24 protein-coding genes are annotated in these 26916 nt (G+C 48.9%); 11 read left to right on the top strand and 13 right to left on the bottom strand.

Features of this window, described 5'->3' with window-relative positions; all coding sequences use genetic code 11:
- Nucleotides 1–263 precede the first annotated feature (263 nt).
- From BTA35_RS06125 to BTA35_RS06115, 3 genes are all read right to left on the bottom strand, one after another.
- The gene (locus tag BTA35_RS06125) at nucleotides 264–1121 is read right to left on the bottom strand and encodes an ABC transporter ATP-binding protein (RefSeq protein WP_202931192.1); all 858 of its coding nucleotides are present in this window, start codon (nucleotides 1119–1121) and stop codon (nucleotides 264–266) included.
- A gap of 51 nt (nucleotides 1122–1172) precedes the next feature.
- Nucleotides 1173–2111: an ABC transporter permease gene (locus tag BTA35_RS06120; RefSeq protein ID WP_078318943.1), complete on the bottom strand. Its 939-nt coding sequence runs from the start codon at nucleotides 2109–2111 to the stop codon at nucleotides 1173–1175.
- Nucleotides 2112–2260: 149 nt separating this feature from the next.
- Complete coding sequence (locus BTA35_RS06115) at nucleotides 2261–3700, bottom strand: CmpA/NrtA family ABC transporter substrate-binding protein (RefSeq protein WP_078319290.1); 1440 nt, start codon at nucleotides 3698–3700, stop codon at nucleotides 2261–2263.
- A gap of 534 nt (nucleotides 3701–4234) precedes the next feature.
- On the opposite strand from BTA35_RS06115, the gene BTA35_RS06110 reads away from it, so the two are divergent.
- Nucleotides 4235–5467, top strand: coding sequence for a nitrate regulatory protein (locus tag BTA35_RS06110; protein WP_078318942.1), 1233 nt, complete (start codon nucleotides 4235–4237; stop codon nucleotides 5465–5467).
- A gap of 27 nt (nucleotides 5468–5494) precedes the next feature.
- Here BTA35_RS06110 and BTA35_RS06105 read toward each other — a convergent pair whose 3' ends face one another.
- The 3 genes from BTA35_RS06105 to BTA35_RS06095 are packed head-to-tail and all read right to left on the bottom strand — an operon-like array spanning nucleotide 5495 to nucleotide 7927.
- Nucleotides 5495–6253 (bottom strand): sulfite exporter TauE/SafE family protein, encoded by a 759-nt coding sequence (locus tag BTA35_RS06105; RefSeq protein WP_078318941.1) that lies wholly within the window; start codon nucleotides 6251–6253, stop codon nucleotides 5495–5497.
- The gene (gene rlmF, locus BTA35_RS06100; protein WP_078318940.1) at nucleotides 6243–7397 is read right to left on the bottom strand and encodes a 23S rRNA (adenine(1618)-N(6))-methyltransferase RlmF; all 1155 of its coding nucleotides are present in this window, start codon (nucleotides 7395–7397) and stop codon (nucleotides 6243–6245) included. Before rlmF ends, BTA35_RS06105 begins: the two co-directional genes overlap by 11 nt.
- 53 nt (nucleotides 7398–7450) lie before the next feature.
- Entirely contained in the window at nucleotides 7451–7927 is a 477-nt protein-coding gene (locus BTA35_RS06095) for an Lrp/AsnC family transcriptional regulator (RefSeq protein ID WP_078318939.1), read from the bottom strand.
- 481 nt (nucleotides 7928–8408) lie between these two features.
- Here BTA35_RS06095 and leuA point away from each other — a divergent pair, with 481 nt between their 5' ends.
- From leuA to BTA35_RS06080, 3 genes are all read left to right on the top strand, one after another.
- Nucleotides 8409–10079, top strand: a complete 1671-nt coding sequence (gene leuA, locus BTA35_RS06090; RefSeq protein ID WP_078318938.1) for a 2-isopropylmalate synthase — start codon at nucleotides 8409–8411, stop codon at nucleotides 10077–10079.
- A gap of 180 nt (nucleotides 10080–10259) precedes the next feature.
- On the top strand, nucleotides 10260–11204 hold the full coding sequence (locus BTA35_RS06085) for a PhnD/SsuA/transferrin family substrate-binding protein (protein WP_078318937.1): 945 nt from the start codon (nucleotides 10260–10262) through the stop codon (nucleotides 11202–11204).
- Complete coding sequence (locus BTA35_RS06080) at nucleotides 11201–14671, top strand: response regulator (RefSeq protein WP_078318936.1); 3471 nt, start codon at nucleotides 11201–11203, stop codon at nucleotides 14669–14671. Before BTA35_RS06085 ends, BTA35_RS06080 begins: the two co-directional genes overlap by 4 nt.
- 6 nt (nucleotides 14672–14677) lie before the next feature.
- On the opposite strand, the gene BTA35_RS06075 is transcribed toward BTA35_RS06080, so the two are convergent.
- On the bottom strand, nucleotides 14678–15346 hold the full coding sequence (locus BTA35_RS06075; protein ID WP_078318935.1) for a DUF6198 family protein: 669 nt from the start codon (nucleotides 15344–15346) through the stop codon (nucleotides 14678–14680).
- 353 nt (nucleotides 15347–15699) lie between these two features.
- On the opposite strand from BTA35_RS06075, the gene BTA35_RS06070 reads away from it, so the two are divergent.
- Complete coding sequence (locus BTA35_RS06070) at nucleotides 15700–16884, top strand: PQQ-dependent sugar dehydrogenase (protein WP_078318934.1); 1185 nt, start codon at nucleotides 15700–15702, stop codon at nucleotides 16882–16884.
- Nucleotides 16885–16889: 5 nt separating this feature from the next.
- Here BTA35_RS06070 and BTA35_RS06065 read toward each other — a convergent pair whose 3' ends face one another.
- Nucleotides 16890–17504: a nitroreductase family protein gene (locus tag BTA35_RS06065; RefSeq protein WP_078318933.1), complete on the bottom strand. Its 615-nt coding sequence runs from the start codon at nucleotides 17502–17504 to the stop codon at nucleotides 16890–16892.
- 44 nt (nucleotides 17505–17548) lie between these two features.
- Nucleotides 17549–18544: an EamA family transporter gene (locus BTA35_RS06060; RefSeq protein ID WP_078318932.1), complete on the bottom strand. Its 996-nt coding sequence runs from the start codon at nucleotides 18542–18544 to the stop codon at nucleotides 17549–17551.
- 156 nt (nucleotides 18545–18700) lie between these two features.
- On the opposite strand from BTA35_RS06060, the gene BTA35_RS06055 reads away from it, so the two are divergent.
- From BTA35_RS06055 to BTA35_RS06035, 5 genes are all read left to right on the top strand, one after another.
- Entirely contained in the window at nucleotides 18701–19210 is a 510-nt protein-coding gene (locus BTA35_RS06055; protein WP_238377510.1) for a MarR family winged helix-turn-helix transcriptional regulator, read from the top strand.
- 165 nt (nucleotides 19211–19375) lie between these two features.
- Nucleotides 19376–20164: an ABC transporter ATP-binding protein gene (locus BTA35_RS06050; RefSeq protein ID WP_238377509.1), complete on the top strand. Its 789-nt coding sequence runs from the start codon at nucleotides 19376–19378 to the stop codon at nucleotides 20162–20164.
- A 28-nt stretch (nucleotides 20165–20192) separates the two neighbouring features.
- On the top strand, nucleotides 20193–20654 hold the full coding sequence (locus BTA35_RS06045) for a methyltransferase family protein (protein WP_078318930.1): 462 nt from the start codon (nucleotides 20193–20195) through the stop codon (nucleotides 20652–20654).
- Nucleotides 20655–20725: 71 nt separating this feature from the next.
- Nucleotides 20726–21199 carry a methyltransferase family protein gene (locus BTA35_RS06040; protein WP_078318929.1) on the top strand — a complete coding sequence of 158 codons (474 nt, stop codon included), beginning with the start codon at nucleotides 20726–20728 and terminating at the stop codon, nucleotides 21197–21199.
- Between the two features lie 27 nt (nucleotides 21200–21226).
- On the top strand, nucleotides 21227–22147 hold the full coding sequence (locus BTA35_RS06035; protein WP_078318928.1) for an AEC family transporter: 921 nt from the start codon (nucleotides 21227–21229) through the stop codon (nucleotides 22145–22147).
- A 163-nt stretch (nucleotides 22148–22310) separates the two neighbouring features.
- Here BTA35_RS06035 and BTA35_RS06030 read toward each other — a convergent pair whose 3' ends face one another.
- The 4 genes from BTA35_RS06030 to metN form a co-directional block, all read right to left on the bottom strand.
- Nucleotides 22311–23111: a MetQ/NlpA family ABC transporter substrate-binding protein gene (locus BTA35_RS06030; RefSeq protein WP_078318927.1), complete on the bottom strand. Its 801-nt coding sequence runs from the start codon at nucleotides 23109–23111 to the stop codon at nucleotides 22311–22313.
- 84 nt (nucleotides 23112–23195) lie between these two features.
- The gene (gene metQ / locus BTA35_RS06025) at nucleotides 23196–24011 is read right to left on the bottom strand and encodes a methionine ABC transporter substrate-binding lipoprotein MetQ (RefSeq protein ID WP_078318926.1); all 816 of its coding nucleotides are present in this window, start codon (nucleotides 24009–24011) and stop codon (nucleotides 23196–23198) included.
- A 90-nt stretch (nucleotides 24012–24101) separates the two neighbouring features.
- The gene (locus BTA35_RS06020; protein ID WP_078318925.1) at nucleotides 24102–24788 is read right to left on the bottom strand and encodes a methionine ABC transporter permease; all 687 of its coding nucleotides are present in this window, start codon (nucleotides 24786–24788) and stop codon (nucleotides 24102–24104) included.
- Nucleotides 24778–25812, bottom strand: coding sequence for a methionine ABC transporter ATP-binding protein MetN (metN, locus tag BTA35_RS06015; RefSeq protein ID WP_078318924.1), 1035 nt, complete (start codon nucleotides 25810–25812; stop codon nucleotides 24778–24780). The genes BTA35_RS06020 and metN overlap by 11 nt, the downstream gene beginning before the upstream one ends.
- Nucleotides 25813–26216: 404 nt before the next feature.
- Here metN and BTA35_RS06010 point away from each other — a divergent pair, with 404 nt between their 5' ends.
- A complete protein-coding gene (locus BTA35_RS06010) occupies nucleotides 26217–26747 on the top strand; it encodes an REP-associated tyrosine transposase (RefSeq protein ID WP_078318923.1) in 531 nt (176 codons plus the stop codon).
- The last annotated feature ends 169 nt before the right edge of the window (nucleotides 26748–26916 follow it).

Below are 26916 nucleotides of genomic sequence, written 5' to 3'. Positions count from 1 at the left end.
CATTGCTCAAAATAATTTTTTGTAGATCGTGACCGTTAGGGATCACTTTTTGTTAATCATGTTTTGCATATGTTATGCCAGTTATAAAAAGTCTATTAATAACAGTGTGTTATTTTATTATGGCAGCACCTTACCTTAATGTTGACCTCCCGATGCTGACACTGGAGTTCCTTGCTGGTGCGTCCTGTACTGGCGTTGATTCAAAAAAGGGCAGTCTTGTCTACCGGCACAACGGATGCAGTAACAAGGCGGATGCGTAAAGACTAAGCGACTTCGACACCTTTCCGGCTGGATTTTTCGGTGTCGTTACTCTGTTTTTTCTGACCCATGGGCTCTATCTTGCGCTGTTTCTCATACAGGAAACTCAGTACCTGACTGCGGTAGTGGTTGTATTGCGCATCGTCTGCCAGCGTCAGGCGGTCACGGGGCCGTTCAAGCTCTACCTTAAGGATCTCACCGACGGTGGCGGCGGGGCCGTTGGTCATCATCACAATCCGGTCAGAGAGTAATACGGCTTCATCCACATCGTGGGTGATCATCATCACGGTATTGTTAAGGTCACTTTGAATCTCCATCAGGGAGTCCTGCAGATGGGCCCGGGTGAGGGCATCCAATGCGCCAAAGGGCTCATCCATCAGCAAAACCGTGGGCTCCATTGCCAGGGCTCGGGCGATGCCGACACGCTGTTTCATGCCCCCTGATATCTCATCCGGGCGCTTGTGCATGGCGTGGGTCATATGCACCAGCTCAAGGTTATGTTCGATCCAGGCTTTCATTTCTGCTTTGCTTTTCCGGCCTTTAAATACTTGCTTAACCGCCAGCTCAACATTCTGATAAGCGCTCAGCCAGGGTAGTAGCGAGTGGTTCTGGAACACCACAGCTCGCTCCGGCCCCGGTTCGTTCACTTCACGGCCATTGAGCAGTACGCCCCCTTCGGTGGCCTGATGCAGACCCGCGACAATATTCAGTACAGTGGACTTACCGCAGCCGGAATGCCCGATCAAAGAGACAAATTCACCCCGTTCTATTTTTAAATTAACCCCCTGCAGAGCTCTGAAACTACCTTTAGGGGTTGGAAACTCTATACCTACGCCGGTCAACTCAAGATGTGTGCGGTTCATAATGGTATTCTCCGTATTCTTACCTGTTTCTTATCGGTCGGTTCGGGTGGATCAGCGCATGACGGCTGTTTTGTCCCAGCTGGCCCAGCGTTGAATCAGCAGCATGGTGCGGTCCAGCAGGTAACCGATCAGGCCGATCACAATAACGGCCACCATAATGCGCCCCAATGAACTTGAGCTGCCGTTCTGGAACTCATCCCAGACGAATTTACCCAACCCCGGATTCTGAGCCAGCATTTCTGCCGCGATCAGCACCATCCAGGCGATGCCCAGAGATAGGCGAAGGCCGGTAAATACCATAGGGATGGAAGAGGGCAGTACGATTTTAATCACATGGGTCAGCCAGCTAAGACGCAGGACATGGCTGACATTTTTCAGGTCCTGCGGAATAGCGGCAACGCCAACGGCTGTGTTGATCAGTGTTGGCCAGAGACTGCACAGGGTCACGGTGATCATGGAGGTGAGGAAGGATTTGGAAACCAGAGGGTCATCACTGACATAAACTGCGCTTACCACCATGGTCACCAGAGGTAGCCATGCCAATGGCGATACGGGTTTAAAGAGCTGGATTAACGGATTGGCCGCTGTATATAACGGGCTGCTGAGGCCGATAATAATGCCCACCGGAACCGCGATTAATGTGGCAACGGCAAACCCCGCCAGAACCGTGATCAGACTGGTGATAATCTGATCGAAAAAAGTGGGCTTTCCTGTATAACTGCGGATTTTAGGCTCGTAAGTCGGGTCTTTCGCAACGCGATCAGCATTACGTTTCTCCTGACGTTCATAGAAGGCATCTTCTTTAATACGGGACGTCTGATGCTCTTCAACCAACCCCTCAAATTGGCTCCAGACCTGTGCGGGGCCGGGAAATTCTCCCAGTGATGTGATGACCCGGGGGGCTGATATCGACCAGATCATCAGAAAGACCAGCATACCAATGGTGGGCAGGATAATATCTTTGGCGCTCTGTCTGAGCAGGTCAGCCATTGAGCGATCCTGAGTGACTTTTCTAAGCCATCCGGTTGGTTTGTTGTGGTTTATCGATAGGGCCATCTTACTATCCTCCTGTCCGGGGGGAGGAAGCGCCCCCGGAAGCTATACTCGCTTTTAAGTGCTGAAACGGTTTATCGATTCTGTTACAGCTTGTCCTGACCTTTCAGGCCGATGCTGAATTTTTCCAGATAGGCGTTCGGTTGCTGGCCGTCATAGACGATATTGTCGATAAAGTGTTTCTGTGGTGCGCGGAAGCCGCTTTCCTGGCTCAGGTCCGGGAAGTCGGAGGCTTTCATCTGACCTTCGTCGATCAGGGCGGCTACCGCCTGCTTGTAGATATCCGGACGATAGACTTTTTTAGCGATATCTTTGTACCAGCTGTCCGGCTTGGCATCGGAAATCTGGCCCCAGCGACGCATCTGGGTCAGGTACCAGATCGCATCGGAGTAGTAGGGATAGGTGGCGTTGTAGCGGAAGAAAACGTTGAAATCCGGTACCTCCCGTTTATCACCCTTTTCATACTCAAAGGTGCCTGTCATGGAGTTGGCAATAACCTCATAGTCGGCACCGACGTAGGATGATTTTGCCAGGATTTTCACGGCTTCCTGTCGGTTGGCATTATTGTTGGTATCCAGCCAGTGCGCTGCCCGGATCATCGCTTTCACCACGCGGATATGAGTGTTCGGGTTCTCTTCTGCCCACTGACGGGAAACACCAAAGACTTTTTCCGGGTTGTTTTTCCAGATCTCGTAGTCGGTGACCACCGGGACACCAATTCCCTTGAATACAGCCTGCTGATTCCAGGGCTCGCCCACACAGTAGCCATAAATTGTTCCCGCTTCCATGGTGGCCGGCATTTGAGGCGGAGGGGTTACCGATAGGAGCGCTTCTGCATTCAGCTGGCCGGAAGTATCCCCTTTGTGGGGGGCGTAGTAGCCAGGGTGTATGCCACCGGCTGCCAGCCAGTAACGCAATTCATAGTTGTGGGTAGAGACCGGAAAGACCATACCCATATTAAATGCCTTACCCTCGTCGCGATATTGCTCAATAACAGGCTTGAGGGCATCGGCTTTTATGGGATGTACGGGCTTACCGTTTTCATGGGGAATATTCTTTTTCATATCGGCCCAGACATCGTTGGAAACCGTAATCGCATTGCCATTAAGATCCATACTGAAGGCGGTTATGATATCGGCTTTGGTGCCATAGCCAATGGTGGCCCCCAGAGGCTGACCAGCCAGCATATGAGCACCATCAAGCTGACCATCAATAACCCGGTCAAGTAGCACTTTCCAGTTAGCCTGAGCCTCCAGAGTGACGTACAGACCCTCATCTTCGAAGTAGCCTTTTTCATAGGCGATTGCCAAAGGAGCCATATCCGTTAGCTTGATAAAACCGAACTTCAGCTCTTCCTTTTCAGGGTAATCCAGAGTGCCGGCCTGGCTGGCGCTCAGACTCAGCAGGGAGCCAAGAACCGCGACAGCGGTTCGTACCCAGGGTTTCCTGTTAACGCTGGGGTGTTTCCTGACCGTACCGGATGAGCGCTCAGCGGTAGATAAAGGCTTATTCTTTCGGATCATCATCTGTTCTCCAATCGCTAAAATAAAAAAAGGCGCTTGTACACTCCGGCCTTTAAAAAAGGGGAGGTACAAGCGCCTTTGCTTGTCTCAATCGCACGCAAATAACCTGTATTTGCCTGAGCCAATATATCGTTACTTAAATATAAATAAGCACCAGCCATGCCACTATTGATAAATTCTTATAAATCATAGCGTTATAAGTGGTCTGTTTGCTTTGCTGCTGATGAGTAAGCTAATGACTGAGCTGCTATGGTGCAGTATTAGGCCTGGCTGACGGTCTTTGGTGCGAATTCTGGTGCGAAAGCGGATCGCCATAGGGAAGGAGCCGTATTTTGCCTATCCGGCGCGATGCAACACTCGGCGGGGGCTTGGCCGGTATAAGCCAGTGGAAAAGAGTGATGGCTATAGCCTTGGTCTGCTTCTTGCTGTCTACCTCTTACTGTTGGAAGACAACTCAGCAGAGCACTATAGCCATAAAAGAAAGCCGTTGTACTTCATTTGGTTATTTATGTTAATGGCTTCAGACCGGACTTCCCTATGACAACTGACACCCTGGCGATCGATTACTTTCTTGCGGCCCACCAAAGCGAACTTAAGCAGCTCAATGAGTTGAGTGAGAGCTGTCACCTGGTATCCGTTCTGACGGAGCTTATCCACCAGCTGCAGAAAGAGCGGGGGCTAAGCAATATCTATCTGGTGACAGAAGGGCAGCGTTTTGCACAGGAAAGAGCGCAGCAGCTTCGTGAGTCGGTTCAGGCTGAAGGGACGTTAAGACGTTTACTGAAGAACTTCTCCTTTGGCTTACATCATAAAGCTTCTTTTTACAGCCGGGTGGCATTTGCTTTGAATGGTCTTGACCAATTGCGATTGATCCGACCCGTTGTGACCCAGTATCGGATTAATGCTCCGGAGGCGTCCGGTCACTTTAGCCAGGTGATCTCTAAGTTGCTGCAAGTGGTTTTTGAGATTGCAGACCGCTCCACCTGTCCGGAGACGGCCCGGGCGTTAATCGCACTGTTTAATCTGCTGCAGGGGAAAGAGTATGCAGGACAGGAGCGTGCCTGCGGTGCCATAGGTTTTGCCGCAGGTGAATTTGACCCTGAGCGGTTGGAGCAACTGGATCTTTTAAGGGATGCCCAGGCAAGTTGCTTTGAGCTTTTTCTCAGTCACAGTGACCGCTCCCAGGTTGCCCGGTGGCGCGAGATTGAGGCTTTGGATTGCAGCCATGAGTTATTGAAACTGCGTCAGATCACCCAGACCGCAGGGAAGGCGAATATTCCTGGAGCTTTAACTGAAATTTGGTTTGACGTGGCCACGGCCCGTATCAACAAAATGCAGGAGCTGGAGCACGTGCTGTTATCGGATCTTATGGGTTTAACCCAGCAGCAGGTGCAGAAAGCTGAAGAGGAGTTTGCAGCTAATCATGGCAATCTTGAAGCGCTGATCCACTGTAAAGCTGAGCGCGAGCCTGAAGGTGGCCTGGCTTCAGATACGGAAACACGGGCTCTGAATGACCCCGGAGCCCTGGGAGGCTTGTTCGAGTTGATTCAGCAGCAGGCCAGCCGTTTACAGCAATTGAACAGTGAACTGAACGAGGTGCGCCAGTCGCTGAGTGACCGGAAAGTGATTGAACAGGCAAAAGGCCTGTTAATGCAGAAACATGGTGTGTCAGAGGATAAGGCTTATCAGAGCTTGAGACGGGTGGCGATGAATAAAAATACCAGCCTGATACAGATCGCTGAGCAAACCGTCGCATCGCTCTCTGATTGAGAGCGTGGCTTAAGGCTCTGTTAACCCTTATACGGAGAACAGGCTTTCCGAGATCAACTTCACACCGGTCACAAATAGCAAGCCATAGCACGCCATGTAGAACCAGAAATCATTGACCCTTTTGTGCAGGTACATACCAAAATAAACACCTATCGGTGCAAATATCAGCAGGGCCAGTGACGTCATCAGATTGGTACTGTCAAACAGCCCCAGCCAGAGATAAGGGATCAGTTTGGTGAAATTCACCACTGCAAAAAAGATAATGGTGGTGCCGACAAACAGGGTTTTATCCAGTTTTTGTGGCAGCATATAGATATTCATCGGCGGCCCGCCGGCGTGAACACTGAAGCTGGTAAACCCCGCCAAGGTTCCCCAGAAAGAGCCTTTAACGGTATCGGCCTGAGTGATCTTTTCGGGTTTGCGGTGTAGTTTCTGCCAGGCATAGTTCAGGGTAAACAGGGTGGCGATCAGGCCGATCATCAGCTTGATATGCTGTTCCGTCAGATAGCTGAAGCTCAGTGCCCCCAGCAGGATGCCCAGTACCGCAGCGGGCAGCAGAATTCTGAGGTTGTTCCTGTCGTACTGGCCCCGAAAGCCCCAAAGCCCGATCAGATCCATCACACAGAGAATCGGCAGCATGATCGCTGCTGCCTGAAAGGGAGGGATCGCCAGGGACATAATGGGTACAGCCACCATCCCAAGACCGCCTCCCATACCCCCTTTTGAGATGCCCACGATCAGCACCGCAGGAATAGCAACCAGATAAAACAGAGGGTCAACGATCATCAGCTTCCTCTCCGGGGAGATCTGCTTCTACTTTCAGTTCAGTATCGGTACGGAGCAGCTGCGCCTGATCTGCTGGAACATCCCAGCTGATCTCTGACCATTCCAGGTGCTCTTCCGGGATCATAAAGCTCCAGGCCAGAATGCGGCTGATCTTATTGCCGTGGGCCATCTCCAGTACCTTGGATTGGGCCACACCTGCATCGGCTAACATCTGTTGCAGCTCCGGCAGATTCTCTTTGCGGGATACCAGACTGGTAAACCAGAGGCACTGCCCGGCAAAATCTTTGCTCTCTTCGATCATGGTCTTCAGGAAGCCCACTTCGCCGCCGTTGCACCACAACTCCGGCTGCTGGCCACCAAAGTTCAGCGGGGCTTTACCGATTTCATTCAGCTCTGCATCATCCTTGGCCAGATTGTCGACTTTACGTTGGCTGGCGGCCTGAGCTTCTTCGGCAGAGGCGTGAAAAGGAGGGTTGCAGATGGTGAGGTCAAATACCTCTTTCTTTTTGATCACACCGTGAAAGATATGTGATTCATCCTGCTGTTTGCGGCAGCGCACACGGCCGGACAGATTGCGGTTCATTTTCACCAGTTGTTTCGAGGTGTTAAAGGCGATATCGCTGCTGTCGGATGCCACAAATGACCAGCCATAGGCCTGACTTCCGATGATCGGGTAGATACAGTTGGCTCCGGTACCAATATCCAGCACCGTAATTTTTTTACCTTTGGGCGGTTCATTGCGCTGGCCGGAGGCCATCAGAAGGTCGGCGACGTTGTGTATATAGTCGGCCCGGCCCGGTACGGCAGGACAGAGGTAGCCGGGGGGAATATCCCAGAACTGAATACCGTAAAACTGGTAGAGCAAACCCGCGTTAAGCATTTTGACCGCGTCGGGATCACTGAAATCGATAGACGTATCGCCACGGGGCGTTGTGGTCAGCTTTTCTTTCAGTCCCGGCATCAGCTGGCAGAGTTTATCAAAGTCATATTTGTCGCTTTTACCTTCTGTACCCCGGTGCGGGTTACGGGGGTGCAGACCATTAGCTTTGGCTTGGTGTTTTTTGATGGCTTTTTCTTTAGCGGCTTTAGCCTGCTGCCAGGGGTTTGCTTTTGATGGTGAGGTGTTCTTTTTGGATGCAGGCATAAGGTGTTCCGTTACAGCACTGAAAATGGATGGTGATTCTGTTGAAAGGTATTTTACCCCAGATGCTGTAAAGAAACTGCAGTTGTGTCCACGACCCGTTTCATTACAAAGCTTGAATGAACACCGGTTACACCAGGAATCTGGGTGATGGTGTTCAGAAGAAATGCCTGAAAGTACTCCATATCAGGTACAACGACTTTAACGGTGTAGTCGGCACTCTGACCGGTAACCAGGTAACACTCCACCACTTCTGGGCAGCGGCTGACCACTTTATCAAAGGCTTCAAAGCGATCTGGCGTGTGGCGATCCAGTGCGATCTGAATATAAGCGGTCAGCTTAAGATCCAGTTTTGATCGGTTCAGTCGAGCCACGTAACGATCAATAAAACCGGCTTCTTCCAGCTGTTTCACCCGCCGGGAGCAGGGAGACGGCGACAGGCCGACTTTTTCTGCCAGATCCTGATTACTGATCCGGCTGTCCTGCTGCAGGGCTTCCAGAATACGTCGGTCAGTACGGTCGAGTTTGATCATTCGGGTGTTCCCTCTTAAATGTTGCTACTTAAATGTCGTGTTACTAAATTGCCGGATTGCATCTAATATTAATGCTCAGGTTTGTTATAAAGTATTACATAAAAATAAAATTGCTCAAATTTATTGTTGGTTGGAATAATATTGCTAAATCTGGTTTTTTTAACGTATTTTAGCAATCCTGATGCAGTGCAAATTTTATATACTGGTTTCCGTTGGCAGCACTGGGCCTCGTTCTGTTATCGTTATGCATTTATTGCTCGGCGTATCAGGAACTTACCCCAAAAGGGAAGCCGTTTTGTGCAATGCAGCGCTTCACAAGAGCCAGCTGATTAAGGGCAGCGTATTGCACCTGCCAACGCTTTCTTTACCCGGAATAGCGATAAAAAAAGTGATTACAAATAAACAGCGTGATAACTGAATAAGACTGGCCTGACGCCTCAACCCATAAGCGTTCAGGGCAAACACATGTAAGGAGCTCACCGTGAGCGGTTTTGACCATAAGAAATATCGTCCTTTTCCAACCATCAATCTGCCTGATCGCCAGTGGCCAAATCAGGTGCTCGACAAAGCGCCGACCTGGTGCAGTGTTGATCTGCGTGATGGTAACCAGGCATTGATCGACCCGATGACCGTTGCCCAGAAAAAACGACTGTTTCAGCTACTGGTTAAACTCGGCTTTAAAGAGATCGAAGTAGGTTTTCCGGCAGCTTCTCAGCCAGACTTTGATTTTGTACGGGCTTTGATTGAAGAAAATATGATTCCCGATGACGTGACGGTTCAGGTTCTGACTCAAGCACGGGAAGCACTGATTGATCGCACCATTGAAGCACTGAAAGGCGCAAAGAAAGCGATTGTACATGTCTATAACTCTACCTCGACTGTACAACGCGAGCAGGTTTTCTGCCTGGAGCGTAACCAGATTATTGATATCGCTGTAAATGGCGTGCGTATGGTAAAAGAGCGTGTTGAGAAACACACCGATACCGAGTGGCGCTTAGAGTACTCACCTGAAAGCTTCACCGGCACCGAACTGGATTTCGCGGTAGAGATCTGTGATGCCGTTGTTGAAGAGTGGGGGCCGAATCCGGAGCAGAAGATCATTCTGAACCTGCCGGCAACGGTAGAGATGTCTACCCCCAATGTCTTTGCAGATCAGATCGAGTGGTTCTGCCGCAACATCAAACACCGCGAGTGTCTGGAAATCAGTATGCACACTCACAATGACCGGGGTTGTGCTGTTGCTGCCGCAGAGTTGGGCGTGATGGCGGGTGCAGACCGTGTTGAGGGCACTCTGATGGGGAATGGTGAACGTACCGGTAATATGGACGTGATCACTATGGCCATGAACCTGTACAGTCAGGGTGTTGATCCTGAGCTGGATCTGGCGGATGTAACCGAAATTATTCAGGTTTATGAAGCCTGTACCAATCTGGAAGTGCACCCGCGTCACCCATACATTGGTGAACTGGTTTATACCGCGTTTTCTGGTAGTCATCAGGATGCGATTAAGAAATGTCTGAGTAAGTATGATGCTTCCAAGCCATGGGAAGTGGCCTATCTGCCGATTGACCCTAAAGATCTGGGGCGTAGTTATGAAGCGGTCATCCGTATCAACAGTCAGTCCGGTAAAGGCGGTGTTGCCTATATTCTGGAGGCTGAACTGGGTCTTAAATTACCCCGCTGGTTGCAGATTGAGTTTGCCGGAAAAGTACAGAGGTACACCGAAGAGCAGGCACGCGAATTGAAACAACAGGAAATTATTGATCTGTTTCAGCAGCACTATCTGAATACCGAGCAGCAGTTTGAGCTGGTGACCTACAAACTGGAGCGCAGTGATAATGACTTTTTGAACGCGACCATTCGCTGTGGTGATCAGATTATTGAACTGAGCGGTGATGGCAACGGTGCGATTCACGCTCTGACCGAAGCGCTGTCTGCTTATATTGAGCAGCCCGTGCAGATTGCAGAATACTCTGAACATGCTCTGTCTGCCGGAAGTGATGCGAAAGCGGTAACCTATGTGCAGGTCAAGCTGGGGGATGCGGTCAATACCGGTGTTGCCATCAGTGAAGATACGGTAGCGGCGAACCTGAATGCAGTACTGGCTGCGGCAAGTGCCCTGATTCAGGAAAAGGATCTGATCGCAGCTTAGTCACGAACCTTCCCGTGGCCTGAAAAGCAAATACTTCAAAGCCCATTGCAGAAATCTGCGATGGGCTTTTTTGTATTATTGCCGACAGGAAAGGGTATTAATAAAAATAGCTTTGCTTTGTATGTTTTAATAAAATATCAGTATGGTTAAGCTGTACCTTATTCATAAGGGAGTCATATCTTGCTGAAGCATTTGCGTTGTCGTGTTTATGGGACTGTTTTATGCCTTGTGTGCCTGATATTGAGTGCCTTACCGGTAGCTGCAAATGAATCTCTGGCTTACGTGCAAAATCACGATCGCTTAACCCCAACCGCGAAAGACAGCCCTGTTATTCGCTTTGCTCCCTTGCCCATGGCAAGCCTTGAGCAGGTTACCCTGGAATATCTGCCTTTTATTGATTTTCTGGAAAAAGAAACCGGTTACGCTTTTGAGCTGGCCTGGCATGAGAATTATGAAGCCCTGATTGAATCCATCGCTTCGGGTCAGGTGGATATGGCTTATCTTGGGCCTTTGCCCTATGTTGCTGTTACTCAGAAAAGTCAGCATATTATCCCTGTTGTACAGCTGCTGGACAGTAAAGGTCAGTCAGACTATACCTGTGCTATTGTGCACTTTGCTGACAGCGGTGCTCCTCTTGATTCTAATCAGCATTATGATGTGGCGCTGACTCAGCCACTATCAACCTGTGGTTATCTGGCAACAGAAGATTACCTGCAACGGCAGGGAATGAGTCTGGAAGATAATACTTTCAGCTATGATTACACCGGAAGTCATGAGCGTGTCGCACTTGATGTGATTCTGGGTAAATATCAGTTTGGTGGTATGAAAACCCAGATTGCCAGACGCTACCATCACCTGGGGTTACGTATTATCGATGAAACCCAGCCCGTCCCGGGTTTTGTGCTGGTTGCCAATAGCGATACATTAGCACCAGAGTTAATTGAGCAGATTCGTGATGCCATGCTGAGTCTTGCACCGCAGGATAATAAAGCGCATCAGAAGATGATGCAGACCTGGAGCCGCAACCTGCGATATGGCGCAAAGCCCGTTGCCGACTCTGCATACGATGTGATTCGTCGGCAGTGGTATCAACTTAAGATCAATCTGATAGGGACGGCAAAGTGATTCAGAGTGTCTTTATAAGGGCTCTTTCAGGCTTTATTCTTCTGTCATTGGCTGGTGTACTGGGTCTGCAGTTCATTATCAGGTATGAAGCGGATGGTCAGATTCAGGCCCGTCTTATGCAGGAGCAGGTTGCCTACCGGTCTGTCGTTAATGGGCTATCTGAAGTTGCTCAGACACTGTTTGATGAAACGATCAACACCTCGGAAATTACCGCTCTGGTTTATGAAATCGGCGTAACAGAGGGTGATGCCCAGGACTTTGCAAGGGGCATGTTACTACGCAAACTATACCCCTCATATTTGCGCCTGAAAGAACGAGGCGTGCGTCAGTTACATTTTCATCATGCCAACGGGTTAAGCCTGCTGCGCTTTCACCGCCCCCTGAAATATGGCGACCCACTGTTTGATATCCGCCCTTCTGTCTATCGGGTCAATACAGAGCAGAAAGCTGTTAAAGGGTTTGAAACCGGGCGTTTATTCCATGGGTTTCGCTTTGTATTTCCTCTGTTTCATGATGGTCAGCATATTGGTAGTGTTGAGAGTAGCGTTTCTTTCGATACTGTTGAGCAGCAGTTAAAGACCTTGGTTCCCAATGAGCTTTTTGGTTTTGTTCTTAATAAAGAGCAGGTGTTTTCGCTGCTTTATCCCAGTGAGCGCTCTATCTATAAAGACTATGCCCTTAACGATAACTTTCTGGTCGAAGATGTGGGGGCCAAATTTGGCTCTCCCCGTGAAGTACCATCGCTGCAGAAAAGTATTGAATCGGTGATGCAGGAAGATAAGGTCCACATCCGAAAGATGATGAACGCCGGGAGTGCTTTTGGTCTCAGTCATAAGTTAGAGGGACAGCGTTATGCTGCGCTTTTTACTCCAGTCAATAATCTGGATGGTAAAACCGGGGCTTATATTATTAGCTTTACCCGGGCTGATGAACTGGAAGGAATTTACCGAACCGGTCTTATTATTCAGCTGATTTATCTGGCGTTCATTGCAAGTCTTGCTGCAGGCTATTATCGCCACAAAACAGCGAATATAGCCGTGGCTAAAGAGCGGGAAACCCTGAAAGCAATTACAGAGCGTATGGCGGAGGGGCTTTTTGTTCAGGATAAAGACGGCTATGTGACCTTTATCAATGAGGCCGCCGAGCGAATTTTGGGCATACGTTCTGAAGAGGCATTGGGGCAGCGGGCCCACGATCTTTTTCATGTCCATTACGATAGTGGTGGCAAACCAGTTGATATTGATCATTGCCCTATCCGGCTTGTGACGGCGACAGGAACAATTTATGAAAGCGAGGATGAGTTTTTTCGTCGTTTCTCCGATAACACCCTTGTGCCTGTACAGGTGACCAGCGCTCAGTTTCAGACCCAGGATGAGGTTTCAGGTTCAATTACCATTTTCCGGGATATTACCCAGCGCAAGAAACATGACCATGAACTGGAGTGCGCCCGTCAGGATGCACTGAAAAGTGCGCAGGCGAAATCTGAATTCCTTGCCAATATGAGCCATGAAATCCGTACCCCAATGAATGGTATTTTGGGAATGCTGGATCTGTTAGCTCAGACACGGGTCGATGATGAACAAAGAAATTTCCTTAGCATTGCGCAAAACTCCAGTAAAACATTGCTATCCCTACTGAACAGTATTCTTGATCTGGCGAAATACGAAGCGGGCAAAGTCGATTTGGAACAAATTGATTTTGACCTTCGGGAGAGTCTTGAAGATACCGCCAAACTGTTTGCACCTCAGGCGCAAAGCAAGGGACTGGAGATCTCAGCTATGATCAGTGATCAGCTGCCGGCTTCTGTTCAGGGTGATCCTACCCGGCTTCGGCAGGTGCTGGCTAATTTGCTGGGAAATGCGATTAAATTTACTGAACAGGGGGAAATTACCCTGCGTGCAGACCTTGAGGCTTTAGACGATGATGGGACGATAAAGCTGCATGTTACTGTAAAAGATACAGGGATTGGTGTTTCCGCTGCTGCTCAGGATAAATTTTTTGATAGCTTTAGTCAGGCAGATGGCTCCACGACACGTAACTATGGTGGAACCGGATTGGGTTTAACACTGAGCCGTGAAATTATTGCCAGTATGGGAGGGGAGATCTGGCTGCAGTCTGAACAGGGGGAGGGTAGTTGTTTTCATTTTACCATTCCGCTTAAACCTTCCTCTGTGGCGCTGGAAAGATTTACCGCCAACGAAGATCTTAGGGGCTTAAGAGCTCTCATTGTTGATGATAATGCCACAAACAGATTGATTCTGGAGCAGTACTGCGCCAGTTGGGGGATTTTTCACCTGAGTGCAGATGAGGGACAGGGCGCTCTGGATATTCTTCTGCAGCATGCAGATAAAGGGCGTCCTTTTGATATCGTGCTGACCGATATGATGATGCCCGGTATGGATGGAGTGCAGATGGCCAGGGCGATACGACGCCATCCGGTTCTGCGTGATACCCGGATGATTTTGCTGACCTCTTATACCGGGAGAGCCCTGAGTCAGCAGGCTGAAGATGTTGAGTTTGTTAGCCTGATTCCCAAGCCTTTCAGTCGCAATGAGCTGCACCGGGCCTTAGAAAAAGCTCTGCTGAAACCCGAATCTCCCTCTTTGGTTAAGGCGGTTCAGCCAGATAAAAAGCAACCACTGGATCTGTCGGATAAACATATCCTTCTGGTGGATGATAATGAGGTGAATCGTATTGTTGCAGTGGCGAATCTGGACCAGTTTAATTGTCAGTTGACCATAGCGACTAATGGGCAGGAAGCCCTGGAGCTGCTCAAAAAAGAGAACAACTTTGACCTCGTTTTTATGGACTGCCAGATGCCGGTAATGGATGGCCTGGCTGCAACTCAGCTTTTCCGTGCCCACGAGAAAAAAGGCGAGCTGGACCGCCTGCCGATTATTGCCATGACCGCCTACGTTACCAGGCCGGAAATAGATCGCTGCCTTGAGGCGGGAATGGATGCTCATCTGCCTAAACCATTTGAACCCGGACAGCTTGGCGCATTGTTGCGCAGGTACTTTGAACCGCTGACGGTGTCTTCAGGCGATGGAACGGCACAGGAACAGCAGAAGGCGCAGGGGATATCCGGTCAGCCTGGCCCTCTATTGCCGGAAATTGACTTCTCAGACTTTCCGGTGATTAACTCCGAGACTCTGGCTGCACTTAACGAATTGTTTGATGGTGATATTTCACCGATATCTGATCACTTATTTGAGCGAATTCCGAAGCTGATTAGCGAACTTCTTCAGGCGGTGCGCTCCGAGCAGTGGCAGGAACTGGCGATGGCGGTTCATGCATTAAAAGGCATTGTAGGTAACTTTGGTGCTGACCGCTTGGTTGCTTATGCCGGATGTATGGAACAGCATCTTGAGGCAGGCCAATATGATATGGCGAAGTCACTGGCCATTCCGTTGGCCCAGGAAAGTGAACGTATGGTTTCCGCTTTGAAAGAAATCCTTGCTAAATAGCTGGCATTAACACTGGCTGCGCTTCTCAGGCAGATTGCTTTTTTCAGGTTTCGGGGCGGTATGGTTCATCTGGTGGTAGCGGCGCAACACAGAGCTCATGACGACAAAACAAAGCAGAGAGTAACCGAACTGCTCCAGGGTAATTGTGACTGCGGCAACCAGTAACAGTGTGATATCAAACCACATCAGAGACTTTCCGGTATGTATCTGAAATTTATCTTCCAGCCAGAGTGAGAGAATATTAATTCCTCCCAGAGAGCTCTCTTCCCGAAAGACAACCAGCAGCCCTACACCTACAAGCCCGCCCGCAGCAAGAGCAGCGATTACCTTAGGAAGCGTTTCCAGCTGTATATGCAAAATCATCAGATCGGTGAGTGTTGATACCATCAGCATCGCAAGCAGGGTTCTGAAAGCAAATGTAAGAGGCTTGGTTTTAAGTGCCAGAGCAAAGAAAGGCAGGTTGATGATAAAGAACAGCGTGCCAAAGCTGAGTTCCGGTATCCAGCGCATGAGCAATAGGGATAACCCTGCGGTTCCGCTGACCAGAAGTCCTGCGGATTTCAGAAACCAAATACCGAGAGCGACCAGAAAGCAGCCCTCGAACAAACTGTAATAACGTTTTGCAACAGACAGAGTGTCTGTCCGTCGAATAGGGCGGATTAAAGCAGATAACATGATGACCTCACTTAGCAGGGATTACCCGCCTCGTAAAAAGCCCCACCACCGGGATCGCCGGGGTGGGTAATAAGGAGCAACGATAGTCACGTTGTGAGTAGTAAAATGCAAGAGTTATGCCTGTTTTTTTAGGGTTTTATGCTGAGTATATTGTTTTTTGTGGTCTATTTTGGTGTTTGCGGGGTTTTTTATGCGTTGTTTTGGTGCGATGTTGGCTGATGGCCGTGATGTCGGGACAGCGTAGAAACCGTGTGCAGGTTGCTGTGAAAAAAAAGCAGGACTTCTGCTATGGTGAGCCAAGACATTGTCGGTAACGTGATATTGACGGGTAGATTGATAAGAGGAGTTTAGGCATGCATTTAAGACTCGGCCAGTCTGTTTTTTCACTGTTGCTGCTGTTTTCGGTGAACAGCACTTTTGCAAATGAGATAACAGGCAGCAGTCGTAATGAGGTATATCAAACGACGTTAGTTCAGCAGGGGCTAAAGCTTCCCTGGGCATTTGAATTTATTGATCCAGAGACGATGATCTTTACTGAAAGGGCGGGGCGGATCGGGCTTTATTCCCGAAGCCGGAGTGATGTTCGTTATCTGACCGGTGTGCCTAAGGTATATTTTGACGGGCAAGGAGGCTTACTGGATATTAAACCCAGTCCGGAATTTAAACAGGAGCCCTGGGTTTATGTGACTTACAGTGCGCTTCCGTTACAGACAGTACAGCAAAATGATAACCAGCCAGTCACTGTATTAGCACGCTTTAAGCTAGCGGGTAACTCTTATGATCACTATCGTATTGAAGATTGGCAGGTACTGATTGAAACCCGGTCAGCAACCTCCAGGGATTACCACTTTGGCAGCAGGATCGCCTTTGATCCGGGTCGTTATGTGTACTTCTCTGTCGGAGATCGTGGTGAGCGGCCAAATGGCCAGAATCGCAAAACCCATGCCGGTAGCATTCTCAGGGTGACCTTTACCGGCAAACCTTCCCGTCATAACCCATTTTTTAATGCGGGTAATGATGCTTTGCCGGAGATTTGGAGTTTTGGCTACCGAAACCCTCAGGGTTTGGCCTACGACCCGGGCCGTAAGCGTCTTTGGGCGATTGAACATGGCCCCAGGGGCGGGGATGAGCTGAACGTGATTGAGCCGGGTAACAACTATGGCTGGCCGGAAGTATCCCAGGGTAAAGAGTACTGGGGGTCAATCCGCGTTGGTGAGGAGCATAAGGCAGGTATGGTTGATCCCGTGCGTGTCTATATCCCCTCTATTGCCCCTTCAAGTTTGCTGCTTTACAGCGGAGAGGCCTTTCCCCAGTGGCAGGGGGACCTGTTTGCCGGTGCTCTGGTAAAGCAGCATCTTAATCATATTCACCTGAATGAGAAGGGAGTGATTGTGGGAGAAACCCGAATGCTGGACTCTTTGAACGAGCGCATCCGGGATGTCAGCCAAAGTCCTGAAGGGCTGCTGTATCTGGCAACAGACAGTGGTAAATTGTACCGGATCTCTCCACTGCCGGGTTCATCTGACGAAGAGCCATAAGCTGCTCAGATAACGGTCAGAATCTCCTTCAGCGGGCGGCGGGCTTTTTGAGCCCAGTTGCCTTTCGCCGCCTTGCCGATGGTAATCAGCATGACGGGCAGATCGTCCTCATTAAGTGGGAAGTGCTGTTTTAGCTGCTCGCCATCAAATCCTCCCATTGCCCCTGTGGCCAGTCCCATCTCTTCGGCGGCGAGCATCAGGGTCATTGCAGCCAGTGACGCAGAGCGAATAGCTTCATCCCGCTGCAGCTGATCATTGCCCTCATGGCTCTGGCTGGCAGCACCAACCCAGCTGTCCGCAATGGATTGCGGGATAACTCCGGTATTTACAGACTTGCTGAGGCGCTGCTCCAATGCTTTATGAGCTGCCAGCTGACCGCAAACAATAAAAGTTGCTGAAGCAGCCTCAACTTGCGGCTGGCCGTAGGCAGCCACTCTTAACTGTGCTTTCGCCTCCGGTGTGGTTACGGCGATAAAGCGCCAGTTCTGCAGGTTATAGGCTGAGGGTGAATATCCCGCCAGACTAACCAGTTGCGCCAATGTCTCCTGATCTATCACATAATCCGGCTGGTACTTGCTGGTGGAGCGGCGTTGAAAAATTACATTCTGTACGGATGTCATGGTTGTTACCTTTTTGTGCTGAATAAATGTCATCAGATGTGGGTTTATTTGTTGTGCTTGGGGCCAGGCCCTAAGCGTTTGCAGGCTTCAGGTATCCAGGGAGCAAACTGAACCGCCAGAATACTGGCGATGACTAAAGTCAGTCCCGCCATCGCCCAACCTTCAAGCGCCTGATCCAGGAATATCCAACCCAGTGCTACGGCAGTAAGTGGGCTTAACAATCCTAGTGTGGAAATCATTACCGCAGGCAGCTTGCGGATGCCCTGAAACCAGAGCAAATAAGCGATCAGAGTGCCAAATAGTGACAGATAGCCATAACCCAGAAGGTTCTGCGTGGTCAGTGTTGGCAGGGCCGGTTCCAGAACCAGAGCCAGTGGCAGCAGCATCAGGCCACCTAAGGTCAGCTGCCAGCCGGTAAGGGTGATCAGCGGAAGTTCTGCACTTTTATTCCGGGCTGGCTTATCTTGCCCCGGCCCTGTTTTGTCCATCCGACCATAGCGGGATAGATAAACCCCCAGTGCCATACTTAAGGCCCCCAGGGTGGCGGCCCCGATACCGATCAGGTCCCAGCTGATTTTTTCACCACTTACTGCACCCTTTACCGGAGACAGAATCAGTAGCCCCATACCGATGATCGCCGTAATACAGGCGGTAAAAGCAGTTCTACCCGGTGGTTGTTTCTGTAGTGCCCAAACCATCAGTAGCAGAATCAGAGGCTGTACTGCGCCGATAACGGCTGCTAAACCACCTGGCAGACGGTAAGCCGCAACAAATAGCATCGCCTGAAAACAGCCGATATTCAGCGCAGATAGCAGCAGTAGTCCTGGCCATTGCTGCCTGGTTGGTAACGCCCTGTCTGAGAAGGACGACTTGCTGAGCATATGACTTAACACAATCAGCAAAACCCCTGCCGGTAAACAGCGGATTACAGCGGCGGTAAAGGGCATCCCCTCCGGCAGAAACTCGGATGTCACCAAATAGGTACTGCCCCAGCTGATAGGACCGAGAGCGCTGAGTAAGAGCTGTATGAATGGATTCATGGAATACCTCAATGTAAATCCCAGTATTTACCTGGTAAGTGTCGACATCCACGGAAAAACAATTTACCTTGATGTCGAGATATATTTAGATTGAACCTGATTTATCTTGAGGTCAAGATAAATTTAAAGCCAGTGAGCTGATCAATGAGTGAAAAAGTGAAAAACGAAACAGATGCGGTCGATGCCATCATGGCCCAGTGGCAGCGGGAAAAGCCTGAGTTTGATCTGACTGCGATGGAGGTTTTGGGACGACTTAAACGGGCTTCCGCTATGCTTTCACCCAAAATAGAGAAGGTATTTCTGGAGTTCGGTTTAAATCAGCCGGAGTTTGATGTACTGGCAACGTTGCGACGTTCCGGTGCGCCTTATTGCCTGGCACCAACGGAGCTTTTTTCTACCCTGATGGTGACATCCGGCACCATGACGAACCGCATGGCGCAGCTGGAAAAGAAAGGCCTTATTGAGCGGGTGCCCAATCCCGATGATGCCCGCAGTAAGCTGGTGAAACTGAGTGATAAAGGCTTTGAGCTGATCGAGGCGATTTTGCCCCATCATGTGCAGAACGGTCTGAGCCTGATTGCCGGAGTGGATGGGGGTTCTCTTTCTGATCTGAATCAGAGTCTGAAAGATCTGTTAACAGCCCTTGGGACATCGGAAGCTGAATAAACCTGCAAGCTGTGGAAAATAGGGTTTCTGACAGCTCAGCAGGATTAAGAGGCGGTGGCCTGAGAGATTTCCCTGCGTAAATACGGTATAAATATCAGACCCTTAGATAATTAAAATCAAACCAAATTGACCTGAATGCAGGTCAAAGACAGAGGCGGTGTACATATGCCCTCAATGCCCTTGGCAGAACTGAACAATATCACGGCCTTTCGTGGGGAGCGCAAAGTTCTCGAAAACTTTAATCTCACCCTGCATGATGGGGAGAGTGTTGCTATTCTGGGGCCTAATGGCTGCGGTAAGTCGACGCTGCTCAAGTTACTTACCCGTGAGATCTACCATGTCCAGAGACCCGACAGCAGCCTTCTGATAAAAGGTCAGGAGCATATTAACCTGATGCAACTGCGTGAGTGGCTGGGCGTTGTTTCTCAGGATCTGCAGGAACTCTATACGCCTTACACCCTGGGGCGTGATGTAGTGGCTTCCGGTCTTTTAGGGGCCATTGGTGTGCATACGCATCTGCAATTGACCGATGCTCAGCAGGAGCGGGTAGATGAGGTTATTGATAAGTTAGGGCTGGCTTACCTGAATGATACTATGTTTCAACGGCTTTCCACCGGCCAGCAGCGCCGCTTGTTGTTAGCCCGTGCTCTGATTCATAATCCTTCTACCGTGATTTTTGATGAACCCACGAACAGCCTGGATCTTCAGGCATCGTTTGAGCTGATCGCGACAATGCGTGAACTGGTTCAGGCCGGGACGAATCTGCTGATTGCCACCCACCATGTGCAGGAAGTTGTGCCTGAAATTGAACGTATTATCTTTATGAAGTCAGGTCAGATTGTTGCCGATGGTGATAAAGCGTCACTGTTAACTGCAAATAACCTGAGTGACCTGTACGGTGTAAACTTAAAGCTGATGGTTCAGGACGGTTTTTATCATGCTTATCCGGCGTGATAGCTCCCATGCTGCTTAGGGAAACACCATGAAAGCGTTAGAGTTAAAAATCCCACCGCCGATAGTTGCTCTGCTACTGGCGGCGGCTATCTATTACGCAGCGCCTGTTTTTCCGGCGTTACCGCTGAATGATGACTGGCGGCTGATTCTGGCCGGGCTCTTTGCGGGTATCGGGTTCAGTTGTGATCTGGCGGGGCTATATGGTTTTCATAAAGCTCATACCACTATCAACCCGTTAGCACCTAAAAAATCATCGGTACTGGTGACCCGGGGTATCTACCGGTTTACCCGCAATCCTATGTATCTTGGGTTGGCATTTTTGCTGCTGGCCTGGAGCTGTTATTGGGCGTCTTCTGCCGTACTGATCGATCTGCCTCTGTTTATCGTCTATATCACCTTGTTTCAGATTAAGCCCGAAGAGCGGGTTTTACTTGAGAAGTTTCCGGATCAGTTTCCGGCCTATTGTCAGCAGGTACGCCGTTGGTTCTGATTTGTGCTTTAGGCAGGCGGTGTTGTTATCAGGAAAAGAGTTTCTATCGAGAAAAGTGAAGGGTTTAAAGAATGAAATGGCTGGAACTGAAAATCCCACCGGTTGTTGTCACCTTTTTGTTTGGTTTTCTGATGTGGGCGGTCACTTATCCGGTAAAGGGTACGCTGCTTATTCTGCCCATCTCACCTAAGGCGGCGATGGCTCTGACTGGAGCCTGTTTGTTGCTGGGCGCTGCTTTTGCGCTGTCTGGTGTGGTGAGTTTTCGGTTAGCAAAGACCAGCTCAAACCCGTTGGACCCGCAAAAAGTCTCGTCACTGGTGCAAAGTGGCGTTTACCGTATTAGCCGTAACCCTATGTATTTGGGCTTTGCACTTTTGTTGCTGGCGTGGGCATTTTTCCTGCAGTCGGTTTTGGCTATTTTTCTGATGCCGGTTTTTGTGGCTTATCTGACGATGTTCCAGATTAAGCCTGAAGAGCTGGCGCTGTATGCACTTTTTCCTGAAATCTTTCCAGCCTACAGCCAGAAAGTTCGTCGCTGGATCTGATGCTAAATCTCTAACCAGGGAGGTTCCTTGGACGTTCTTATAATTACAGCGCCGATCTTTTTATTGATCGGGCTTGGTTTTTTCGCTGTCAGAAAAGGCTTTACGCCTCCTGAGGCCATCCCTGGTATGGCCTCCTTTGTACTTTATTTTGCTATTCCTGCGGTGATCTTCAGCAATGTTATCAGAATGGATTTTACAACTCTGTTTGATCCCCGCTTTATTGGTGTTTATGCCTCTGCCACTTTGGGAAGCCTTTTTCTGGGGTTTGGGCTGGCACATTGGGGAATGAAACGTAAAAGCTTACACAGCGCTGTGTTAGCGGTCGGTATTGCTACGCCCAACAGTTTGTTTATCGGTTTGCCGGTTTTGGTGCAGGTTTTTGGTGAGGTCCCTACGGTATTCACGATGGCGGTGATGGTAGAAAATCTGTTGGTGGTTCCAACCGCTTTAATTCTGATGGAGCGGGCTGCCAACGATGGAACGTCAGGCGTCAACTGGCGGGCTGTAGGGGGCCGGGTGCTTAAAAGTCCACTTATACTGTCAATTCTGGCCGGTGTTGTGGTTGCCTTATCAGGTGTGACGGTTCCGGTTATTTTAGACAAGATGCTTACCATGCTGGCACAAGCTGCAGGGGCATTGGCGCTGTTTGTTATCGGCGGGGCACTGGTGGGCATGACGGTAAGAGAGGTGGGCACTGATACACTGCTGGTTTCTGGAGGCAAACTTATTTTGCAACCAGCACTGGCCTTTCTTGTTCTCATGTGTGTACCGGGACTGGATGAGGTATCCCGTATTACGATTCTGTTGCTCTGTGCCGTACCTATGTTCAGTATCTATCCGATTATTGGTGGTAACTATGGTTTTCGCCGTCAGTGTGCCGCGACTCTGCTGATTACGACGCTAACTTCTTTCTTTACATTAACCCTCTTGTTGAGTTTTCTCCGGTGAAAGAGGGGTTCATCTAGCATAGCAGGCTAAAGATGCCTCCTTATGGCAATAAAAATGCCCAGTCTATAAACGTTATAGGCTGGGCATTTTTTGTATCACTCATTTTTCAGTCAGTGATTTTTAAATCAACCGCATCGAATGAGCCGGTTTGACTGGGTATTGATTAGCGCGCTACTTCGATGGTGCCGTTGTAGGTTTTGCTTACAAAGTCCTGGATCGCTTGTGACTGGAAAATCTCGACAACTTTTTTATAGGTTTCATTGTCTTTGTCTTCCGCGCGAGCCGCAATTTGCATAACGGCGAACTCAGCATCTTCTGACTCCAGGTAGATGCCCTGTTCAGCAGGGTTTAAGCCGGAAGACATCACGTAATTCATGGTGATAACCGATGCGTCAACGTCATCTAAAGTACGCGGTAGCTGTGCCGCTTCAACTTCTAGAAACTCAAACTGCTTTGGATTTTCAGCGATATCATAAGGTGTCGCTTTAGCCGCAGTATTTTCGTTGAGGGTAATCAACCCTGCATCAGCGAGTAGAATTAATGCTCGGCTACCATTGGTTGGATCATTCGGAATAGAGATACGAGCCTGATCAGGTAGGTCTGCAATAGACGAGTATTTAGATGAATAAATACCCATGCGCATTAGGATAGACTGACCCACTGATACCAGCTTCTGCTCGCTATTGGTATTGAAGTTATCGAGGAACGGCTGGTGCTGATAGCTGTTCATATCCAGACTGCCATCGGCTAATGCCGCATTGGGTGTGATGTAGTCAGAAAAGATAACAACTTCAACATTCAATCCCTGCTTTTCTGCTTCTACCGCAACAGCTTCCACTACTTCAGCATGGGGGCCAACGGTGGCACCAATTTTTATCGTTTTAGCTTCATCATTATTACATGCGGCTAACCCTAATAATAAGGGAAGTGCACATAATAGTTTTACAATTTTTTTACTTAGCATACCTGTTTCCTGGTCAATAGTGGCGCTATATGAATAAGGGCGATGTTGTCTGAATAAAACTATGTTTATTAGCCGGTCTGTTTATTACCAGCCTTTAACAACACCATCTTTGAACTCGTCCATCGCCACTTGGTACACTTCTTCAGACTGATATGCCTGAACGAATTTTTGTACATTTTCTGCATTAACATTGTCTTTGCGAGCGACAATCAAGTTCACATAAGGTGAATTTTTATCCTCTACAAAGACACCGTCTTTCTCTGGTGAAAGATTGATATTACTTGCATATGTTGTATTAATAATCGCAAGTGTCACATCATCTAAAGAGCGAACCAGCTGAGGTGCTTCAAGCTCAACAATTTCTAAGTTTTTAGGACTGCTGACAATATCCAATACTGTTGCTGTTAGACCAGCACCTTCCTTTAGCTGAATCAGACCTTGCTGCTCAAGTAACAATAGAGAGCGAGCTAGGTTTGTCGGGTCGTTAGGGACAGCGATCTGGTCACCGTCACTAAGCTCATCGATAGATGTCACCTTATTGGAATAACCTGCAATAGGGTAAACAAAGGAGTTTCCTGCGATGGCAAACTGATAGCCCCGGTCTTTTATTTGCTGGTCAAGATAAGGCTTATGCTGGAAGGCGTTAGCATCAATAGAACCTTCTTCCAATGCGGCATTGGGTGTTACGTAATCAGAAAAGATGATCAGTTCAACATCTAAATTGTATTTTTCCTTGGCAACTTTAGCCGCAGCTTCTGCTACTTGGGCTTCAGAGCCTGCTATTACGCCAACCTTAACCTTGCTCATGTCCACGTCAGTATCTTTGTCATTACAACCGGCAAGCAGTACAGTTAAGGTTAGACCCGTGACGGTAAGAAGACTTTTAATTTTACTCAGCATATTTACTCCTATATCAAAAATATCTACCAAACATCTGTTCAAAATATAGTTGCTGGCAGATACTCTCTGATTATTTAATTGTATTTAATGTTAGCGGTGATCAACACGTTTCACTAAATAATCACCTAATGATTGAATAGCTTGTACCAGTACAACCAAAATGACGATGGTGATCATCATAACGACAGCATCAAAACGCTGGTAGCCATAGCGAATCCCCACATCACCTAAACCGCCGCCGCCAACAGTACCTGCCATAGCGGAATAACCCACCAGGGTGACAAGTGTAATGGTTGCTGAGTTTATAATGCCGGGTAACGCTTCTGGCAGAAGCACTTTTAATATGATCTGTTTGGGTTTAGCACCCATCGCTTGGGCGGCCTCAACTAATCCTGCAGGAACTTCTAATAAAGCACCTTCAACAAGCCGGGCAATAAAAGGGATCGCTGCGATGGTCAGCGGCACAATAGCGGCTGCAGTCCCGATAGAGCTGCCTACAATGATGCGTGTAAAAGGGATTATAGCGACCAGTAAAATAATAAATGGGATCGAACGGCCAATATTAATGAAGGTCCCTAAAACTTTGTTGGTCGCTTTATTCGCTAATAACCCCGTTTCTTTTGTCAGATGGAGCAAGACACCTAAAGGGATACCAAAGATAAAGCCGATTAAACCTGCGATAGCAACCATCGCAAGCGTTTGTCCCAGTGCGGTTATCAGCAGGTCGATGAGACGGTCGTTGTTAACCCACCATTCAAGCATCATATCAAGCGACATAGCCGAGCACCTCTACTTCAATTTTGTTCTCTTTCAGAAAGCTGATCGCTTGCTCTGTGGACTCCGGCGTGCCAAAAAACTCTGCCAGCATTAGGCCAAACTTAATACCACCGACATAATCCATGTTGGAGCTAAGAATGCTGATATCGAGATTAAACTCTCTGGCAACCTGACTGATAATAGGAGCATCGACCGACGCACCCGTAAATTCCAAGCGTACCAGAGGGTAGCTGTTTTCAGTCTTGGTGTCTGACAAGCGGGCCGAATAATCTGCAGGAATCGAAAGGTCTAATGTGGAGCGAATAAACTGACGGGCAAGCTCTGTCTTAGGGTGGGCAAAAATATCGCCCACGGCACCTTGCTCAACCAGTTTGCCATCGCCAATGATCGCCACATGGGAGCAGATGCTTTTAACAACGGCCATCTCATGGGTGATAAGCAAAATTGTCAGATTGAACTCTTTATTGATCTTGCGTAACAACTCAAGAATAGATTGGGTCGTGGCTGGATCCAGGGCGCTTGTTGCTTCATCACACAGCAGAACTTTAGGGTCTGAGGCCAGGGCACGGGCAATCGCGACACGCTGCTTTTGCCCGCCACTTAAATTGGCAGGGTAGCTCTCTTTTTTATCGCTTAAACCGACGAGTTCCAGCAGGCTGTCCACTTTGGTTTTAATGGCTTGCTTATTGACACCGGCTAACTCTAGCGGCAAGCCGATGTTATCAAAGACATTGCGCGAGGCCAGCAGGTTAAAGTGCTGAAAGATCATGCCTATTTTGCGACGTGTTAAGGTCAGTTGGTTACTGGGAAGCGTGTTAAGATCAACGCCGTCAACCACAACGCTGCCTTCTGTAGGACGCTCCAATAGATTGACGCAACGAATAAGCGTACTTTTTCCTGCCCCCGAAGACCCAATGACACCGTAAATCGCCCCTTCAGAGACGCTAAGGTTGATATCATCAAGGGCTTTTATAGCGCGCTTTCCCTGATGAAATACCTTATTTAAACTTCTAATTTCAATCATTGAGATTCCTGAAAATAATATACTCTTAAGTGGCCTAGATTTGCTGAGATTGGCGAAAAAATGCACTGCTTTTCTTCGCAACAGAGGGATAAATATCTATGAATCAGGCTTGTTAAACTTGTTTGTCTCTGGCCCGCTACAAAAAAGAGCGTACATTAAGTTGTCTTGCCTGCTGAGTCAATACGGATAGGCGTTGGGAATGGTTCGCTAAATGGCAATATGCTCATGACAGGTGCGCATTCCCACGTGAAGAGACTGTGAAAGTATTCATGCTAAGCTTCTTCAACTGGCTATCGTGCCCTGTGTTAGTGGTTGAATCCCGCACAAACTCAGGAAAAAATCTGGTTCCCACGCTCTGCGTGGTAATCTAATGGACTCTCATTCGCCCCGAAAAGGATTTCACTATGGGTAGAAGCCGTTATCAGTTTTTATCTCCTGCTGAACCACATTTTCTTACCCTGACCGTTCTGCACTGGATTCCGGTTTTTACCCGGCCTGACACCGTTGAAATTCTCTTAGATGCTTTTCGGTTTCTTCAGCAAGAAGGCTTAAAAATCTACGCCTATGTGATTCTTGAGAATCACCTTCATCTTGTCGCTCAAAGTCCGCAGCTGGATAAAGATATTGCGCGTTTTAAATCATATACCGCTCGTCAGCTTATTAACTATTTGCAGGAGAGGCGGGTTAAAACGATTCTGGATCAGTTGGCGTTTTATAAGAAGGCCCATAAAGCAGACCGGGATTTTCAGTTCTGGCAGGAAGGAGTGCATCCTGAGCTGATTCAGGGTGAGGCGATGATGGTGCAGAAGATTCAGTATGTGCATCAGAATCCTGTTGAGCGCGGTTTTGTGGATTGTGCGGAACATTGGCGTTACTCCAGTGCGCGTGATTATCAGGGGGTGAACGGATTGTTGGACATTGAACGGCATTGGTAGGCCGGTATGCATTACCACGCAGAGCGTGGGAACGAGTAGAGTGGTAGCAATAAGCATGTAGAGTGAGCTTACTGCGATAAGCATGCATAAAAAAGCGAGCCATATCAGCTCGCTTTTTTCTAGATCCCACGCTCTGCGTGGTAGCTTGGCGTAGGTACGCATTCCCACG

The sequence above is a fragment of the Oceanospirillum linum genome, from assembly GCF_001995095.2.
GTDB lineage: Bacteria > Pseudomonadota > Gammaproteobacteria > Pseudomonadales > Halomonadaceae > Oceanospirillum > Oceanospirillum linum.
The sequence above is the reverse complement of the archived record's forward strand: the minus strand, read 5'-3'. Positions and strand labels throughout refer to the sequence as shown.

Excerpts from the sequence above, each read along its gene's own strand:
- BTA35_RS06125 (WP_202931192.1), bottom strand. The coding sequence starts at position 1,121 with ATGAACCGCACACATCTTGAGTTGACCGGCGTAGGTATAGAGTTTCCA.
- rlmF (WP_078318940.1), bottom strand. The coding sequence starts at position 7,397 with ATGCCTGCATCCAAAAAGAACACCTCACCATCAAAAGCAAACCCCTGG.
- BTA35_RS06010 (WP_078318923.1), top strand. The coding sequence starts at position 26,217 with ATGGGTAGAAGCCGTTATCAGTTTTTATCTCCTGCTGAACCACATTTT.
- BTA35_RS06110 (WP_078318942.1), top strand. The coding sequence starts at position 4,235 with ATGACAACTGACACCCTGGCGATCGATTACTTTCTTGCGGCCCACCAA.
- BTA35_RS06120 (WP_078318943.1), bottom strand. The coding sequence starts at position 2,111 with ATGGCTGACCTGCTCAGACAGAGCGCCAAAGATATTATCCTGCCCACC.
- BTA35_RS06075 (WP_078318935.1), bottom strand. The coding sequence starts at position 15,346 with ATGTTATCTGCTTTAATCCGCCCTATTCGACGGACAGACACTCTGTCT.
- BTA35_RS06020 (WP_078318925.1), bottom strand. The coding sequence starts at position 24,788 with ATGTCGCTTGATATGATGCTTGAATGGTGGGTTAACAACGACCGTCTC.
- BTA35_RS06115 (WP_078319290.1), bottom strand. The coding sequence starts at position 3,700 with ATGATGATCCGAAAGAATAAGCCTTTATCTACCGCTGAGCGCTCATCC.
- metQ (WP_078318926.1), bottom strand. The coding sequence starts at position 24,011 with ATGCTGAGTAAAATTAAAAGTCTTCTTACCGTCACGGGTCTAACCTTA.
- BTA35_RS06105 (WP_078318941.1), bottom strand. The coding sequence starts at position 6,253 with ATGATCGTTGACCCTCTGTTTTATCTGGTTGCTATTCCTGCGGTGCTG.
- BTA35_RS06040 (WP_078318929.1), top strand. The coding sequence starts at position 20,726 with ATGAAATGGCTGGAACTGAAAATCCCACCGGTTGTTGTCACCTTTTTG.
- BTA35_RS06070 (WP_078318934.1), top strand. The coding sequence starts at position 15,700 with ATGCATTTAAGACTCGGCCAGTCTGTTTTTTCACTGTTGCTGCTGTTT.
- BTA35_RS06060 (WP_078318932.1), bottom strand. The coding sequence starts at position 18,544 with ATGAATCCATTCATACAGCTCTTACTCAGCGCTCTCGGTCCTATCAGC.
- BTA35_RS06030 (WP_078318927.1), bottom strand. The coding sequence starts at position 23,111 with ATGCTAAGTAAAAAAATTGTAAAACTATTATGTGCACTTCCCTTATTA.
- metN (WP_078318924.1), bottom strand. The coding sequence starts at position 25,812 with ATGATTGAAATTAGAAGTTTAAATAAGGTATTTCATCAGGGAAAGCGC.
- BTA35_RS06050 (WP_238377509.1), top strand. The coding sequence starts at position 19,376 with ATGCCCTCAATGCCCTTGGCAGAACTGAACAATATCACGGCCTTTCGT.
- BTA35_RS06095 (WP_078318939.1), bottom strand. The coding sequence starts at position 7,927 with ATGATCAAACTCGACCGTACTGACCGACGTATTCTGGAAGCCCTGCAG.
- BTA35_RS06065 (WP_078318933.1), bottom strand. The coding sequence starts at position 17,504 with ATGACATCCGTACAGAATGTAATTTTTCAACGCCGCTCCACCAGCAAG.
- BTA35_RS06045 (WP_078318930.1), top strand. The coding sequence starts at position 20,193 with ATGAAAGCGTTAGAGTTAAAAATCCCACCGCCGATAGTTGCTCTGCTA.